Raw genomic sequence first — 14272 nt, 5'->3', positions numbered from 1 at the left:
CGTTCGAATCGAATCCTCCCGACAGTGTGGTGTGCGTTCTACCGGATAGTTGTAAGGCGCGGAACCGGATACGAGCGGCATTCCCCTTCAAGGGGCCGCGTCAGTGCGCTAACCTCTGCATGAGGAAGGGCGGTCGCCGGTATCCGGCAACCGCCCCGGTTCAGAGGGTCGGTGCAGCCCTCAGACGCGCGGCAGAAGCGCGTCGAGCAGTGACGGGTCACCGGGTTCCCGAGTCAGCACACTCAGGATCGCGATGACGACGACGATGATGACCACTCGCACGTGCCGCCAGCCCACGGCGACCGTGCAACGGGTGGTCATTGTCATCTTCATACCCATGTGAATCCACCTCCTTTCCACACCCGGCCGTCGCCCGCCCCGTGAGGAACCAGGATTGGGCAATCGACTCCGTGTGAAGACCAGTGTTGCGCCCAAATGACAGGAAGACAACGCGCATTGACGCTGTCTCAGAAACATCAGGACGCTCATGGGTAACAGGCATCGGAACGTCGAGTTCAATTCGCAGGGACGGCATGCGGAAATGCACGGCCAATGCGGCGAATCGAAAGGGAAGAGCGCTCTCAACATGTGGTGATCGCGAGCCGGGAAGGGTGCGGCAGGGCCTCGCACGGCAGGTGATGGACATGCGGACGGTTCACGACATACGGACCGTCGAGCCGCTGCATCTCGGCGAATCGAAGCCTGACGCCGCTCAGCCCCCCGCCCGGCCCGTCGAACCAATGGAAAGAGGTGGCAAGTTGGGACGCCGCCTTGAAGGAGAGGCCCTCCTCGATTCCAGAACTGTGACGCACATCACCCTCGCGAAGTGCCGTCGATCAGCTGCCTGCCGACTCACCCGCAGGCCCCGGTGCACCAAGCGTTGCGGGCCTCAGTGGCGGCCGTGGCGGTGGCGGGCGTGGCCCCAGGAGGAGGCGTCGACGAGGCGGCCGTGGTCGTCGCGCAGGGTGGCGGTGCCGGAGGCGTTGTCCCAGACGTAGTCACGGCGGTTCTGGTAGAGGTCGTCGCGGGTGTCGCGGCCCTTGCCGGTGTGGACGCGGACCGTGGTGCGGGCGGCCAGGCGGTAGTGGTGGAAGGTGTAGGCGGCGCCGTCCCCGCCGGCGAGGGTCCAGCCGTCGAGGTTGACCGCATGGCGTGTGGGGTTGACCAGTTGCACCCGCTCCTTGTTCAGCGAGCGGTTGGAGTGGTCGTCGCGTCCCGGTGAGTCGTAGACGACGGCTGAGATCTGCACCTTCGGGCGCCCTGGACGGGCGTCGCCGACCGCGGTCGCCGGCAGCGCCGCCGCCGAGACCAGTACACCGGACGCCAGCGCGGCGGCGGCAAGCCGACGGGCGAGGGCTGAAGCAGAAACGGAAGCAGAAGCAGAAGCAGACAAGGGTCCCCCTCGTGGTGTGAGCATTCTCCGCAGCCGGCCTTCGCGCCGCGTGGGATCCCGCGCGGCACATGGATGCCGCCGGGTCGTTCGCACACACTCCGCCGATGTGCGCGAGGAAACGGAGTGAAACGCGCGTGAGGTTACCGGTCGCGCACGTGACCGCGACTCTCGCCTGCATCGCTCATCTACGTTCCCGTGGCGCGGAGTTGACGGCACGGCAGGTCGATCTCCCCTGGTGGGGAGCGGTCGAGGGGCGAAGCGCGCCCACACCGCGCCAGCCCCCGTGCTCCTGAGAGACATCACCCGAAAGTGAATGGCGACGACTCCGCTGACGGCCGCTGACCGCGGGCCGTGGACGGGTTCACTCTTTCTCTGCTGGGAGCTGTTGGCGGGCGGCAGCACTGCCGCGGACGCGGTCGGCGCAGTAGGCGGCGGCAGCGGGCGCGTTCCGCTGACGATCGCCGTCGTCGGGCAGACCGGCCGACCGCTCCGGTCTTCGCGCCGTGCAGCGGTCGCGCTGGCCGGACAGCCTTCGGAGTAGGTCTCTTTTCAGCCATGCTCCTGCAACGTCCCGGCACGAAAAGGTACTTCCGCACAGGAGCACGCGTCTGACATCTTGCGTCCACCACTCGTTTCGTACGGCCCGGCCAGTGCCATAAGCACGGCCGGGCCGTCTTCGGAGGACGCATTGATACCCCACATATCGAGCCGCTCCAGACGCACGCTGCTGCTGGCGGCCACGCTCGGCGCGGCCCTCGCGTTCGGCGCTCCCGGCGCCCTCGCGGGCACGCTCCCCGTCGTCCCCTCCGCCGCGCCGGCCGCCGAGGCCCACGCTCCGGCCACCGTGCCGGCTGCCGCGAGTGCGGCCTGGGTGGCCGGCACGCGCGCCTACCTCGTGATCACCGCCCCCGGCGACAACGCGGCGGTCCGCTCCGCGATCACGGCCAACGGCGGCACCGTCTTCTCGAACTTCGACGCCATCGGCGTGATCGTCGCCCACTCGGCGTCCAGCGGATTCGCCGCCACCATGCGCACCGTCGCGGGCGTGCAGCAGGTCGGCGCCACGCGCACCTCGGACGTCCCGGCCGACGCGTACTCCCCGGCGCTGCCGACCAGCCCGGCCCAGGCCTCGACCCCGGCCGGGGAACCGGTCCGGGCCGACATGAGCCAGATCAAGGCCGACCAGGCCTGGGCCGTGAACCCGGGCTCCGCCTCCGTCAAGGTCGGCATCCTGGACACCGGCGTGGACGACCAACACCAGGACCTGGCACCGAACTTCGACGCGGCCGACTCCGTCTCCTGCGCCTACGGCAAGCCCGACACCCGTACCGGCGCCTGGCGGGACGTCGACACGCACGGCACCCACGTGGCCGGCACCGTCGCCGCGGCCAAGAACGGCAAGGGCGTCGTCGGCGTGGCGCCGGGGGTGAAGATCGCCGCGGTCCGGGTCGCCGAGCCGGGCAACTCCTTCTTCTTCGCCGAGAACACGATCTGCGGCTTCGTCTGGGCCGGTGACCACGGCTTCAAGGTCACCAACAACAGTTATTACACGGACCCTTGGCAGTTCAACTGCCCGGACAACATCGACCAGGCCGCCATCATCGAAGGCGTCAAGCGCGCCCAGGAGTACGCCGAGGGCAAGGGCTCCCTCCAGATCGCCGCCGCGGGCAACGAGAACTACGACCTCGCCCACAAGACGACCGACTCCGCGAGCCCGAACGACTCGACGCCGGTCACCCGCACCATCACCAACGCCTGCCTCGACATCCCGACCGAGCTGCCGGGCGTGGTCACGGTCGCGGCCAACGGCACGGGCGTCACCAAGGCCTCGTTCTCCAACTACGGCCAGGGCGTCATCGACGTCGCGGCGCCGGGCAGCAACGTGTACTCCACCGTCCCCGGCGGCGGCTACGGCAGCAAGAGCGGCACCTCGATGGCCACCCCGCACGTGGTCGGCGTGGCGGCGCTCATCGCCAGCGCCGACCCGGGAATCACCCCGGCGCAGATCCGCGCCAAACTGGCCGCGCAGGCCAACGACATCGCCTGCCCCTCGGACAGCCGCTGCACGGGCACGACGGCAAACAACTCGTTCTTCGGCGAAGGACAGGTCGACGCCCTCAAGGCCGTCGGCACGACCCCGCCGGCCGGCAAGTACTTCGAGAACCTCACGGACTTCGCCGTCAAGGACAACGCGACCGTGGAGAGCCCGATCACCGTCACCGGCGTGACCGGCAACGCCCCGGCCACCCTCAAGGTGGGTGTGGACATCAAGCACACCTACATCGGTGACCTGAAGGTCGACCTGGTGGCGCCGGACGGCACCGTCTACACGCTGCACAACCGCGCCGGCGGCAGCGCCGACAACATCGCCCAGACCTACACCGTGAACGCCTCCTCGGAGGTCGCGAACGGCACCTGGAAGCTGCGGGTCAACGACAACGCCGCCTCCGACACGGGCAAGATCGACGCCTGGAACCTGACCTTCTAGCGCGGGACCAGCCGGGCAGCGCCCCGGTACGGCACATCTCGCCGACGCCGGTGCCTTGCCCGCGACCGCGGGCAAGGCACCGGCGCGTTCCGTTCGGTCACAGGGCCGCGAAACGCTCGGCGACGGGGCGGAGGACGGCGGGCGGACGGGCCTGAGCAGCGGCTCGCGTGGACGCCACGGCCAGGCCATCGTGCGGAAGGCCATACGAAGAAGGCCGTGACGTCCTCACGCTCCCCATCGTCCCGACTTGGCGTCGGTCAGCGTTCGTCGGGCGTGGTGACGTCGACGTAGACGGACCCGTCCTCGACCCGTACGGGATACACCGGGACGGGCCGGGTCGCCGGCGGGTCCAGGGGCTTTCCGCTGCGCAGGTCGAAGCGGGAACCGTGCAGCCAGCACTCGACCGCGCAGCCCTCCACCTCCCCCTCGGACAGCGAGACGGCCGCGTGCGAGCACACGTCGTGGATCGCGAAGACCTCGCCGCCGGTCAGCACCAACGAGACGGCCACGCCTTGCGCCTCGAACCGCCGGGGGACCCCCTCCTCCAGTGCCTCGAAACGACACAGGTACGTGTATGTGCTGGTGGACATCGGACTCCTCGGGTCATTCACGGCGTGGCCGGCCGGCCGCTTGCCCACGGGTCCACGGGTCCACGGGTCCACGGGGCAGGCCGTCCGGCCATGAGCGTCACGCGCGCGATCGTCGCTGGTCACCCACGTTAGGAGCGCGGCCTGGAGGCGGACCCGAGCGCGGCCTGAATCGCGCTCGTCCGCGCACCCGGTGCCCCGGCCGGACGGCCTGCCCGCCGGGCCGGCGCTTCAGAGCACGGCGAGGCGGTCCACCAGCAGGTCCACCCGCTGCGCGGCGAGCTCCGGCGGCAGACGCCCCGCTCGGGTCAGGGTCACGATTCCGTGCAGCGACGCCCAGAACACCTCGGTGAACACCCCTGGGTGGACACCGTCCCCGGCGACCTCGCCGAGGCACTCCAGCAGCGCGGCGAAGGCGTCCTTGAGCGGTTCCGGGGTGTCCTCTTGGGCGTACGCCAGGCCGCCGTCGAGCTGGAAGAGGGCGTCGTAGACCGCCGGGTTGCGCTCGGCGAAGTCGAGGTAACCGCGAGCCAGGGCGGTGACCCGGGCGCGGGGTCCGTTCGCGGCGGAGGTCGCGGCCCGCAGCGCGACGGCGAGCTCGGCGGCGCCCTGGAGAGCGACGGCGCCGATGATCTCGCGCTTGCCGCGGAAGTGGCTGTAGAGGACGGGCTGGCTGTACTCGATGCGCTCGGCGAGCCGTCGCGTGGTGACCGCGTCCCAGCCCTGCTGCTCCGCGAGTTCACGGGCCGTGGCCACGATGAGGCTCTCGCGGGCCGCCCGCTCGCGCTCCTTGCGTTCCTTTACCGACATGATTCGATCCTAGCACCGCTAGACAAAGGAGCGGCAGTAGTACTAGCGTCATCTCCACAGCTAGCAACGCTAGAAACCAAGGGAGACCGTCATGCTCATCGCACTCGAGGTGTTCACCACCGTGGCCGTCGGCGTGATGGTGGGGGTGGAGTTCGCCGTCGCCTTCGTCATGGCCCCGATCTTCAACGCACTCCCCGAGGACGCCGGCCAGCTCGGCAAGGCCCACGGCGGCCGGATGCTGGGCGCCGTCATGCCGGTCTGGTACATCGGCTCGCTCGCCCTCGCGTCGGTCTGGGCCATCGCCGGGCGGCACCACGACGGCGCCGGCCTGGTCGTGGGCTCCGCCGCGCTGCTGCTCCTCAGCGTGGTGATGTCGATACTGCTGCTCGTCCCGATCAACAACCGCAACAAGACATGGACGCCCGAGAACCGGCCCGCGGACTGGAAAGAGCAGCTCAACCGCTGGGAGCGCTGGCACTACGTCCGCGTCGCCGTCCTCATCGGCGCCTTCACCCTTCTGGTCACCGCCCTCACCTGACATCGGTCCTTGCCGGGGGCATCCCGCTGGAGGCGGGGCACCGCCGGGCGCCGGACCCTGGCGCCGGTGGCGCTCGCCGGGAAAGGCGGCGCGAGGCTGCTCAGGACGACGACCGCGTCCGTCCGGCGAGCGCGGCACGTTGCCAGACGGGAGTGCGGTCCTTGTCGACCAGGGCCGCACGGACGCCATCCAGGAAGTCCGGCGTGCGAATGGTCGTCCGCGTGAGGGCGAGTTCGGCGTCGAGGCACTCGCGCAACGTGCGCTGTCTGCCCCGGGCCAGCAGGGCGTGCGTGATCTCCAGGCTCTGCGGCGAGGCGGATTCGAGGGCGGCGAGGGCGGTGGTCGCCCAGGCGGTACCCAGGCGGCGCAGACGTGCATCGATCTCACCGAGGGTCGGCGCGCCGAACGCCCGGTCCAGGTCCCCGCGTACGGCGGCCAGCCTGCTCTCCCCCACCGGGGAACGGCCGGCGAGGCGGTTCAGGACCACATCGACCGGTTGGCCGGGGGCGTCGGCCAGGGCATCCCCGACCGCGTCGAGCCCGTCGGCGGGGACGAAGTGCGTGCCGAGCCCCGTGTAGAGGGCGTCGGCCGCGTCGAGCCGGCTCCCGGTGAGTCCCAGGTACATGCCGATCGCGCCGGGCAGCCGCGGCAGGAAGTAGCTGGCCCCGACGTCCGGGAAGAATCCGATCCCGGTCTCGGGCATCGCCAGCACGGCCCGCTCGGTGACGACGCGGAAGCTGCCGTGGACGGACAGCCCGAGTCCGCCGCCCATGCACAGACCGTCGATGAGCGACACGAACGGCACGGGATATTCGGCGATCCGGGCGTTGAGCCGGTACTCGGAGGCGAAGAACCGCTCGGCGGCCTCGGCATCCCCGGCGAGACTGTGTTCGCGGATCGTGCGGATGTCTCCGCCGGCGCAGAAGGCCTTCGCGCTGGTGCTCGCGAGCACCACGGCGGTCAGCGGGGTGCGTTCCCACTCGGCGAGCACCTGGTCGAGGGCGACGACCATGTCCGTCGTCAGGGCGTTGAGCGCCTTGGGCCGGTTCACAAGGATGCGGCCGACGCCCCGGTGGACGTCCGCGAGGATCTCGACGGCGTCGGAATCGGTCATCGGTCGTCGTCTCCTCGTCCGCAGGCCTGGCTGTCGTCGCCGTCACGTCCGTGGCCGACGTCTCAAGATCATGGCACGGGGCCGGAAGGCACGGCGCGCAGACCCCGGAGCGCGGAGCGCCTTCATGAGCCGGCCGTGGAGGAACCGTGCGGGTTGCCGCGGCTCCGACGCGCCGAGCCGGCGCGCTGAGCCGGCGCGCTCGGCCGTCGGGGCGGAGCACGGCCGATCCGGGCCGGGGCGGGGCTCCGAGAGCGCGGGAGCCGCGCCCCGGAGGGCACGGGAGGGTCAGACGGCCCCCACGGGGAGTCGGCGCTACCGAGCGGTGTGGTCGGGATGCCCTGCCGTGCGCCGGGCCTCCTTCATCTCCGCCTCGTAGAGGTGATCGCGTCCGTCCGCCAGTTCCTCCAACGCCTGGCGTTCCGCCGCCTTGAAGGGCTCGTAGTACGTGCGGTTGTACTCCTCGATGATCTGGAAGGTCCAGTGCCCCGGAATCACGTTTCGTCCGATGATGTCCGCCTCGACGCGGTCCGCCCATTGCGGGTGTCCGGCTTTCCTCAGGAGGGCGGCGGCCCGGTCGAGTTCCAGATCCGCGCTTCCGGTCAGCTGGTGGAACTCGTAGAGATGTCCGCGCGCGCGTTCGGTCATTTCCAGGGCCTTGGAGAAGGCTCCCAGCGCTTCGACCGTCTCGTCGCTGACCCCCTCGGGCCGCCGGTGATCCCGATCGGGCCCGCTGTGATCGATGCCGTTCGTGGCGTTCATGCCGTTCATGGCGGAAGAGTCCCCCGCGACCGGCTGCCCATACCGGGCTCGGTTGCCCGCTCGGCTGTGTGGAGCACATTCACATTCCGAGGAGGTTTTGCTCATGAGGGCGGCCTTGTCGGTCCGGGGCGGGAACCCGCGTCGGACGCTTGTCGCGGGGCGCGTGGAGGTGAGGGTCAGCCGCCGTGTGCGGCACCCGTCATCAGGGCGAGCACGCCGTGCGGTGCATGGTCGTCGATCATGATCGTGTAGAAGCCGTCGTCGTCGGCCTCCACGTCGGCGGCCCGGGCGAACATGGCGCGCTCGTGCTCGGCGAGGGCGGCCTCCACGTCGTCGGGGTGCGCGGCGATGGCCCGGCCGAGGTGTGCGCCGTCCTGCATGGCGAGGTTGGCTCCTTCGCCGTTCGGCTCGCGGAGGTGGGCGGCGTCGCCGAGCAGGGTCACTCCCCGTGTGCGGTCCCAGCGGTGTCCGGCGGGCAGGGTGAAGACGGGCCGCACGACCGGCGTGGTGTCGCTGTCGGCGACGAGGGCGGTGAGCTGGGGGGCCCAGCCGTTGAATTCCGCCGCTATGCGTGCGGTCAGGGCTGCGGCGTCGGTGGCGTCCAGGCCGGTGAACCAGTCCTGGGGCTTCGCGAGCTGCGCGTAGGTGTGCAGGGTTCCACCGCCTTCCCGGTGGGCCAGCAGTCCCTTGCCCGGTGCGAGCGCGAACAGTGAGCCGGCTCCGACCGCCTCCGCGGAGGCGGGGTGGCGGGTCGCCGCGTCGAAGAGGAACGTCTCCACGCTGCACAGGCCGACGTACCGCGGAGCGGCGTCGGAGAGCAGCGGTCGCACGCGCGACCAGGCGCCGTCGGCGCCGATGAGCAGGTCCGTGACGACGGTGGCCTGGTCGGCGAAGCGCACCTGGTGGCGGCCGCCGGCGAGGGTCTGTACGCCGGTGACCTTGCGCCCCCAGCGGACGGTCCGGGCGGGCAGGGAGTCGAGCAGCGTCTGCCGCAGTGCGCCGCGCGGGATCTCCGGGCGTTCGCCGGTTCCGGTATCGGGCAGGTCGAGCAGCACGTTCGCCGCCTGGTCCATGACGCGGTATGCCTCGCGCCCCGGCAGGATCCGCTTGCGGAACTCCTCGGTCAGGCCGGCCGCCTCCAGAGCGGCCTGTCCGCTGTGGGGGTGCAGGTCGAGCAGGCCGCCCTGGCGGCGGGCGTCCGGTGCGGGCTCCGCCTCGTAGACCGTGGCCGGGATGCCGTGCACGTGCAGCACCCGGGCCAGCGTGAGGCCGCCCAGCCCTGCTCCGATGATCGTGACAGGTGTCGTCATGGTTTCCTCCCTGACGCCATAAGGGGATGGCGCGCCGATTGTGGATCGTCACTCCAATGAAGCTAACACGTGATTGGATCGACGCTCCATCCATGGGATGCTGGAGTCATGGCGAAGAGAGCGGCGACAGGGACCGGGCGGGCTCCGCGGCGGACGGACAGCCTGTCGAGAGAGCTGATCATCCGGAGTGCGATCGAGCTCCTGGACAGCGGCGGCGAGAAGGCGTTGACGCTGCGCGCCCTCACCGTGCGGCTGAGCACCGGCTACGGGGCGATCTACCACCATGTCGCGGACAAGAGCGATCTGCTCGCCACGGCCGCCGACGAGGTCATCACCGGCGTGCTGGCCGGCACGGTCGCCGACGCGGACCCTCGCACCGCTCTGCGCCGCCTCGCCCTCGGCCTGTTCGACGCGATCGACGCCCACCCGTGGGTCGGGGCGGAACTCTCCCGCCGGCCCTGGCGACCCGCGCTCCTCGACTTCTACGAGAGCGTCGGCAGGCTGCTGGACGCCCTCGACGTTCCCCACGCGGCGCGCTTCGACGCGGCCGGCGCGCTCGTGAACTACGTCCTGGGCGTCGCCGCGCAGAACGCCGCCAACGCGCGGCTGCGCACGGACGGCGACACGGACCGGGAGGCCTTCCTGGACGACGCCGCCGAGCAATGGGCACAGGTCGATCCCGCCCGGTACCCCTTCGTGCACGCGGCGGCGACCCGACTGGGCGAGCACGACGACCGCGAGCAGTTCCTCGTCGGAGTCGACATCTTCCTCGCCGGGATCTCAGCCCTCCGTTAGCGCTCCGACCGGACAGGTCCGCCGGAGGCTCACGGTGTTCGGCATGGGCTTGTTCAGGGTTCACGTGGATCTGTTCAGGGTTCACAAGGGTTTGTTCAGGTTTCGGACCGCTGGTGCGAGGGGGCGTCCGCCCCAGCGGATGGCTGTCTCGCTGCGGATGCGGGCGCGTCCCCTGCGTTCGGCGAGCAGCCGGATGCGCGACGCACACGGCCCCGAAACAGTAGCCATGGACATAGTAGCCATGTAATCTAAATTCATGAACAACGGCTCACCGGGTCCCACGCCCGGCTTCCTGGTGTGGCGGCTCGCCAACAAGTGGCGTGTCGCGGTCGATCGCGCCGTGGCCCCACTGGGCCTCACCCACGCCCAGTACTCGCTCGTCGCGTCACTGCACGGCATGCAGCGCGCCGGTGAGCGGCCCAGCCAGCGCCGGCTCGCCGAGCACACCGGTCTGGAGGCTCTGTACGTGTCGAAGCTGGCACGCGCCCTGGAATCGGCCGGCCTGGTCGAGCGCGCCCGTGATCCCCGTGACCCGCGCGCCATGCAGCTCGCCCTCACCGAGAAGGGCCAGGACGTCACACGACAGGCCATCGCGGTGGTCCAGGAACTGCATCAGCGGTTGCTGGAACCACTCGGCGGCCCCGACGCCCCACGGACGCGCACGCTCACCGACGAGCTGACGAACCTGCTCGAAGCGCCCCTCGCACCGTCCGTACCGAACGACCCGACACCTCAGGGGACAACACCATGACCACAGCGTCTCCCACGACAATTTCCACCGCGTCGGAGTCCGCCACCGCGGCGGCGACCGCTTCCGCACCCGTCGCCAACGCGCGGGCTCTCGGCCTGGCCCACTACGCCGCCCGCGCGGTCCTGGAACACGTCCTGGCGCGGCACGGCATGACGTTCCAGCGGCAGATCGCCCTGCGCGCAGCGGTCACCGCCGAGACCCCGCAGACACGGGACGAACTCGTCGCCCAGGTCCGGAACTCCCTCAAGGCCGACCCGGCCGCCGTCCACGCCACTGTCGACGAGCTCCTGACCGGACACCTGCTCGTCGAGGACGGTGCGCGCCTTCGCGCAACGGACGCGGGGCGCGAACTGCTGGCGGCCGTCCAAGCCGAGACGGCCCCTGTCTCGGACCACATCTGGGGCGCGATCCCGGCCGGAGATCTGGCCGCGGCCGGCCGCGTCCTCGCCCTGGTCACCGAGCGCGCCGACGCGGAGCTTGCGGCGCTGACCGCCTGACCGTCGCCCGCGCAGTCCGTGCCACAGCCACAGCCACATCACTGCCGCAGCACATTCGGAGCGGTGAGCGTGGCCGTGGCCGTGACCGCGCGCTGACGCTGTCTCCCCGTGAAGGAGCGCGAGGGTTACGGGTCTCCGGCACCATGTCCGGGGCCCGCCGCGTGCGCTGCCGGGAACTCCACCCGTACGGTGAGGCCGCCGGACGGATTGACCCGGATGATCATTTTTCCCTGGTGCGTGGCGGTGACCGCGCGGACCACGGACAGCCCGAGGCCCGCCCCCTTACGGCGTCCACTGCCGCGCTGGAAGGGTTCGCACAGCGTGGGCAGATCGGATTCCCGGACGTCAGGGCCGGTGTTGGCCACCTCGACGAACGCGCCGCCCTCGCCGGCAGTCCTCGTGGCGATGTGCACCGAGCCGTTCGGCCTGTTGTGACGGACGGCGTTGGTCACCAGGTTTCCCACAAGCTGCCCGAGGAGGGATGAGTCACCCCACACCGGGGCGGCGTTCAGTTGCGCGTCTACGGTCACTTCGGCCTCCCGCGCCTCCGTCAGCGCATCGGTGATCGCCGTCCGAGCCTCTTCGGCCAGATCGACCGCCGAGGGAAGGAGCACACCGCTCTCGCCCTTCGCCAGGGCGAGCAGCGCGGCGATCAGCCGTTCACTGCGCTGAATGGCATTCAGGGCACGCGGCCGGCGCGTGCGCTTCGCGGAATTAGGACTCGCGTTGAGCCGTGATGTCGAATTCCTCCATCGAGTCGTCCGATTCCTCCGTCATCGGCTTCTCCCAAGCGCTGGGGCGAGTCTCGTGCGCCCGCGCCCGACGCTCTGAGCGCCCTTCGCCTCCCGCGCGGCGAGTCCGCCGGACGGGTGACACGGGCGGGTGACACGGACGGACGTAGCGGACCCGGCCCGCGATCCACGTCCTGACTCCCGGCCGGTAACGGTTGGTGCCCGGTCCCTCGGGGGTAGCGTCCTCGCCATGGACATTCGGACGACCGTTGAGCGCGCTCAACGAATCAAGCAGCTGCACGCCAAGTACAAGCCGCTCGTACTGCCGACCGTGTGGGACGTCTGGTCCGCTCGGACGGCCGCGGGCGCCGGATTCCCCGCGCTCACCATCGGCAGTCATCCGCTCGCCGACTCCCGTGGAGCCGAGGACCACGAGGGGCAGACCTTCGAGGAGGTCCTCGCCGCCGTCAGGCCCATCATCGCGGCGGTCGACGTTCCCGTCTCCGTCGACCTGGAGTCCGGCTACGGACAGGAACCCGCGGACCTCATCGCCGGACTCACCGAGGTCGGCGGCGTCGGCCTCAACGTCGAGGACACCGTCCACTCGGACGGCGGACGCTTGCGCACCACCAAGGAACACGCGAGCTACATCGCCGGCCTGCGCGCGGCGGCCGACGACGCCGGGATCCCCGTCTGGATCAACGGGCGCACCGACCTCTTCCTGCACGCCGATGACGCCTCGACCGTCCTCGACGAGGCGATCGAGCGGCTGCGGGCCCTGGAGCAGGCGGGCGCCGACAGCGTCTACCCGGTGGGAATCCAGGACAACGACGACCTGCTGACCGCGGTGACCGGCGCCGTCTCCGTTCCCGTGAACTCCACGGCCCACCCCGTCAAGCACGATCTCGAGCGCTTCCGCCGTCTCGGCGTCGGCCGCATCACCTACGGCCCGCTGCTGCAACTCGCCCTGAGCGACACGATGAAGGGCATGCTCGGGCCGTGGGCGCCCTGATCGGTTCGAGGGCGGCCGAGGGCGCCGCAACCGGGTAGCAGGGTCCCGTCCGGCCCGATCCGGCTTCCCCCGCGGCTCGCCGGTATCCGTCCGGAGAGTGGCCGTCTGTCCTGAGAGCGGCCGTCTCCCGTCGCCGCGGAGCGCTGGCGGCTCGGGGGACGTCCGCCGTTCATTGGCGTCGTTCGACTGCGGCTCTCCTCCCGCCCGCACGACCCAACAGGCCGGCGTGTAACTCGGCTTGTTGGGCCGGTACTCCGGACGGAGTGGGCCGAGCCACCCGCAGCAGCACGGCCACGTACGGGCCGGTCATCGCCGGACGGTCTGTGGGTGACAAGCTCGCGAGAAGTGGCGGCCACGCCTATGAGACCGCGGGTGAGAGCTTCGGTGTGGGACGATCGATCGGTGACTCGACTCGTGGACCGCGCACGCTCCTTGGAAGAGCTTGAACGGGACTTCTGGTCGGCCCCGCCCGCCGATGCAAGTCCCCTCGTGGTGAAGGTGCATTCCCTGAGGGGTCACCCGATCGGCGAACTGACCGTTGAGGACATGCGTCTGCTGATCGGGCAGAACGTGGGACTGAGGTTTCTCCTGCCGTGTGCGCTGGAGGTGCTGCGCGACGATCCGATGGCTGCGGGCCACCTGTACGAAGGCGATCTGTTGTCCGCCGTCGTGACCCGGAGGCCAGCCGTCTGGAACGAGTGGCCCGAACTCGGCCGGGATCTGAGCATGATCGTCTCGGAGCTGAGCGACCTGCCACAGTTCCTGACGCGGCAGACCGAGACATTCCTGGCCGGACGGGAGTGCGCGCGGCCGTAGTGGCCACATCCTTTACGAGGGTGGCGGCCGAACGAGGAAGTGCGATGCGGTCCCGGCCGCTTCGCGGCACGAGCCGGAACAATCACCTCATGAACTCATTGCCCACGCTGTCGGCCATGGAGATCAGCACGGCTCGTCTCCGGCTGCGAAAAGCACTCGACGCCGACGTCGACGGCCTCATCGAGCTGCAGATTGATGCGCAGATCCGCGCCCACCTGGGCGGCCCGCGGCCCCGTGCCGTCGTCGAGCAGTACTTCGACACGAACGGCATCGGCGCTGTAGCCGGCAAGCCCGGAACCTACGTCATCGCGGACAAGGAAACCGACCTGCTCATCGGGACACTCGTGCTCGATCGCCGCTCCGCCGCCCTTCCCGGGCACGTCAGCGGAGATGACGAGGAGCTGGAGTTGTCCTACATCCTCCGACGGGAAAGTTGGGGAGCGGGGCTGGCGTTCGAGGCCGCCACGGCTGCGTTGCGGATCGCCGCGGACGAACTGCCGGACCAGCCGGTCCTGGTGGTGACACAGACGGCCAACGAGCGTTCCCTCAAACTCGCCGCCCGTCTCGGCTTCCAGCGCGTGAGTACCTTCGAGTTGTATGCAGCGGAGCAAACCCTCGCTGCGGCCGATCTGCACTCGTTCAGGGCTGGTCCCGCGTCTCCCCACCCGTGA

The 14272-nt window shown here is 70.2% G+C and carries 16 protein-coding genes; 8 read left to right on the top strand and 8 right to left on the bottom strand.

The window, feature by feature from the left end; genetic code table 11:
• Positions 1–180 precede the first annotated feature (180 nt).
• Together OG802_RS33455 and OG802_RS33450 are read right to left on the bottom strand one after the other, a co-directional pair.
• Complete coding sequence (locus OG802_RS33455) at positions 181–339, bottom strand: hypothetical protein (RefSeq protein ID WP_329416585.1); 159 nt, start codon at positions 337–339, stop codon at positions 181–183.
• A 550-nt stretch (positions 340–889) separates the two neighbouring features.
• Entirely contained in the window at positions 890–1249 is a 360-nt protein-coding gene (locus tag OG802_RS33450) for a lamin tail domain-containing protein (RefSeq protein WP_329416583.1), read from the bottom strand.
• Positions 1250–2120: 871 nt separating this feature from the next.
• Here OG802_RS33450 and OG802_RS33445 point away from each other — a divergent pair.
• Positions 2121–3881: a S8 family peptidase gene (locus tag OG802_RS33445; protein ID WP_329417602.1), complete on the top strand. Its 1761-nt coding sequence runs from the start codon at positions 2121–2123 to the stop codon at positions 3879–3881.
• 257 nt (positions 3882–4138) lie between these two features.
• Here the strand turns inward: OG802_RS33445 and OG802_RS33440 are convergent, their stop codons facing one another.
• Positions 4139–4471 carry a non-heme iron oxygenase ferredoxin subunit gene (locus OG802_RS33440; RefSeq protein WP_329416582.1) on the bottom strand — a complete coding sequence of 111 codons (333 nt, stop codon included), beginning with the start codon at positions 4469–4471 and terminating at the stop codon, positions 4139–4141.
• A gap of 228 nt (positions 4472–4699) precedes the next feature.
• Positions 4700–5278, bottom strand: a complete 579-nt coding sequence (locus OG802_RS33435; protein WP_329416580.1) for a TetR/AcrR family transcriptional regulator — start codon at positions 5276–5278, stop codon at positions 4700–4702.
• Between the two features lie 91 nt (positions 5279–5369).
• Here OG802_RS33435 and OG802_RS33430 point away from each other — a divergent pair, with 91 nt between their 5' ends.
• A complete protein-coding gene (locus tag OG802_RS33430) occupies positions 5370–5816 on the top strand; it encodes a DUF1772 domain-containing protein (protein ID WP_329416579.1) in 447 nt (148 codons plus the stop codon).
• A gap of 100 nt (positions 5817–5916) precedes the next feature.
• On the opposite strand, the gene OG802_RS33425 is transcribed toward OG802_RS33430, so the two are convergent.
• The 3 genes from OG802_RS33425 to OG802_RS33415 all read right to left on the bottom strand — a co-directional run bounded on the left by OG802_RS33425 (position 5917) and on the right by OG802_RS33415 (position 8999).
• Positions 5917–6930, bottom strand: a complete 1014-nt coding sequence (locus tag OG802_RS33425) for an enoyl-CoA hydratase/isomerase family protein (protein ID WP_329416578.1) — start codon at positions 6928–6930, stop codon at positions 5917–5919.
• 312 nt (positions 6931–7242) lie between these two features.
• Positions 7243–7698, bottom strand: a complete 456-nt coding sequence (locus OG802_RS33420) for a hypothetical protein (RefSeq protein WP_443055416.1) — start codon at positions 7696–7698, stop codon at positions 7243–7245.
• Positions 7699–7865: 167 nt separating this feature from the next.
• Positions 7866–8999 carry an FAD-dependent oxidoreductase gene (locus OG802_RS33415; RefSeq protein ID WP_329416577.1) on the bottom strand — a complete coding sequence of 378 codons (1134 nt, stop codon included), beginning with the start codon at positions 8997–8999 and terminating at the stop codon, positions 7866–7868.
• Positions 9000–9107: 108 nt separating this feature from the next.
• On the opposite strand from OG802_RS33415, the gene OG802_RS33410 reads away from it, so the two are divergent.
• From OG802_RS33410 to OG802_RS33400, 3 genes are all read left to right on the top strand, one after another.
• Positions 9108–9794, top strand: a complete 687-nt coding sequence (locus tag OG802_RS33410; RefSeq protein ID WP_329416576.1) for a TetR/AcrR family transcriptional regulator — start codon at positions 9108–9110, stop codon at positions 9792–9794.
• 256 nt (positions 9795–10050) lie between these two features.
• Positions 10051–10545, top strand: a complete 495-nt coding sequence (locus OG802_RS33405; RefSeq protein WP_329416575.1) for a MarR family winged helix-turn-helix transcriptional regulator — start codon at positions 10051–10053, stop codon at positions 10543–10545.
• Positions 10542–11042, top strand: coding sequence for a MarR family transcriptional regulator (locus OG802_RS33400; RefSeq protein WP_329416574.1), 501 nt, complete (start codon positions 10542–10544; stop codon positions 11040–11042). Before OG802_RS33405 ends, OG802_RS33400 begins: the two co-directional genes overlap by 4 nt.
• Positions 11043–11167: 125 nt before the next feature.
• Here the strand turns inward: OG802_RS33400 and OG802_RS33395 are convergent, their stop codons facing one another.
• Complete coding sequence (locus OG802_RS33395; protein ID WP_329416572.1) at positions 11168–11656, bottom strand: sensor histidine kinase; 489 nt, start codon at positions 11654–11656, stop codon at positions 11168–11170.
• A gap of 367 nt (positions 11657–12023) precedes the next feature.
• Between OG802_RS33395 and OG802_RS33390 the strand changes: the two genes are divergently transcribed.
• The 3 genes from OG802_RS33390 to OG802_RS33380 all read left to right on the top strand — a co-directional run bounded on the left by OG802_RS33390 (position 12024) and on the right by OG802_RS33380 (position 14272).
• Positions 12024–12785: an isocitrate lyase/PEP mutase family protein gene (locus OG802_RS33390; RefSeq protein WP_329416570.1), complete on the top strand. Its 762-nt coding sequence runs from the start codon at positions 12024–12026 to the stop codon at positions 12783–12785.
• Between the two features lie 402 nt (positions 12786–13187).
• Positions 13188–13601 (top strand): contact-dependent growth inhibition system immunity protein, encoded by a 414-nt coding sequence (locus tag OG802_RS33385; RefSeq protein ID WP_329416569.1) that lies wholly within the window; start codon positions 13188–13190, stop codon positions 13599–13601.
• 89 nt (positions 13602–13690) lie between these two features.
• The gene (locus OG802_RS33380) at positions 13691–14272 is read left to right on the top strand and encodes a GNAT family N-acetyltransferase (RefSeq protein ID WP_329416568.1); all 582 of its coding nucleotides are present in this window, start codon (positions 13691–13693) and stop codon (positions 14270–14272) included.

It is taken from the genome of Streptomyces sp. NBC_00704, from assembly GCF_036226605.1.
Lineage (GTDB): Bacteria > Actinomycetota > Actinomycetes > Streptomycetales > Streptomycetaceae > Streptomyces.
This window is presented reverse-complemented; position numbering and strand designations above follow the sequence as displayed.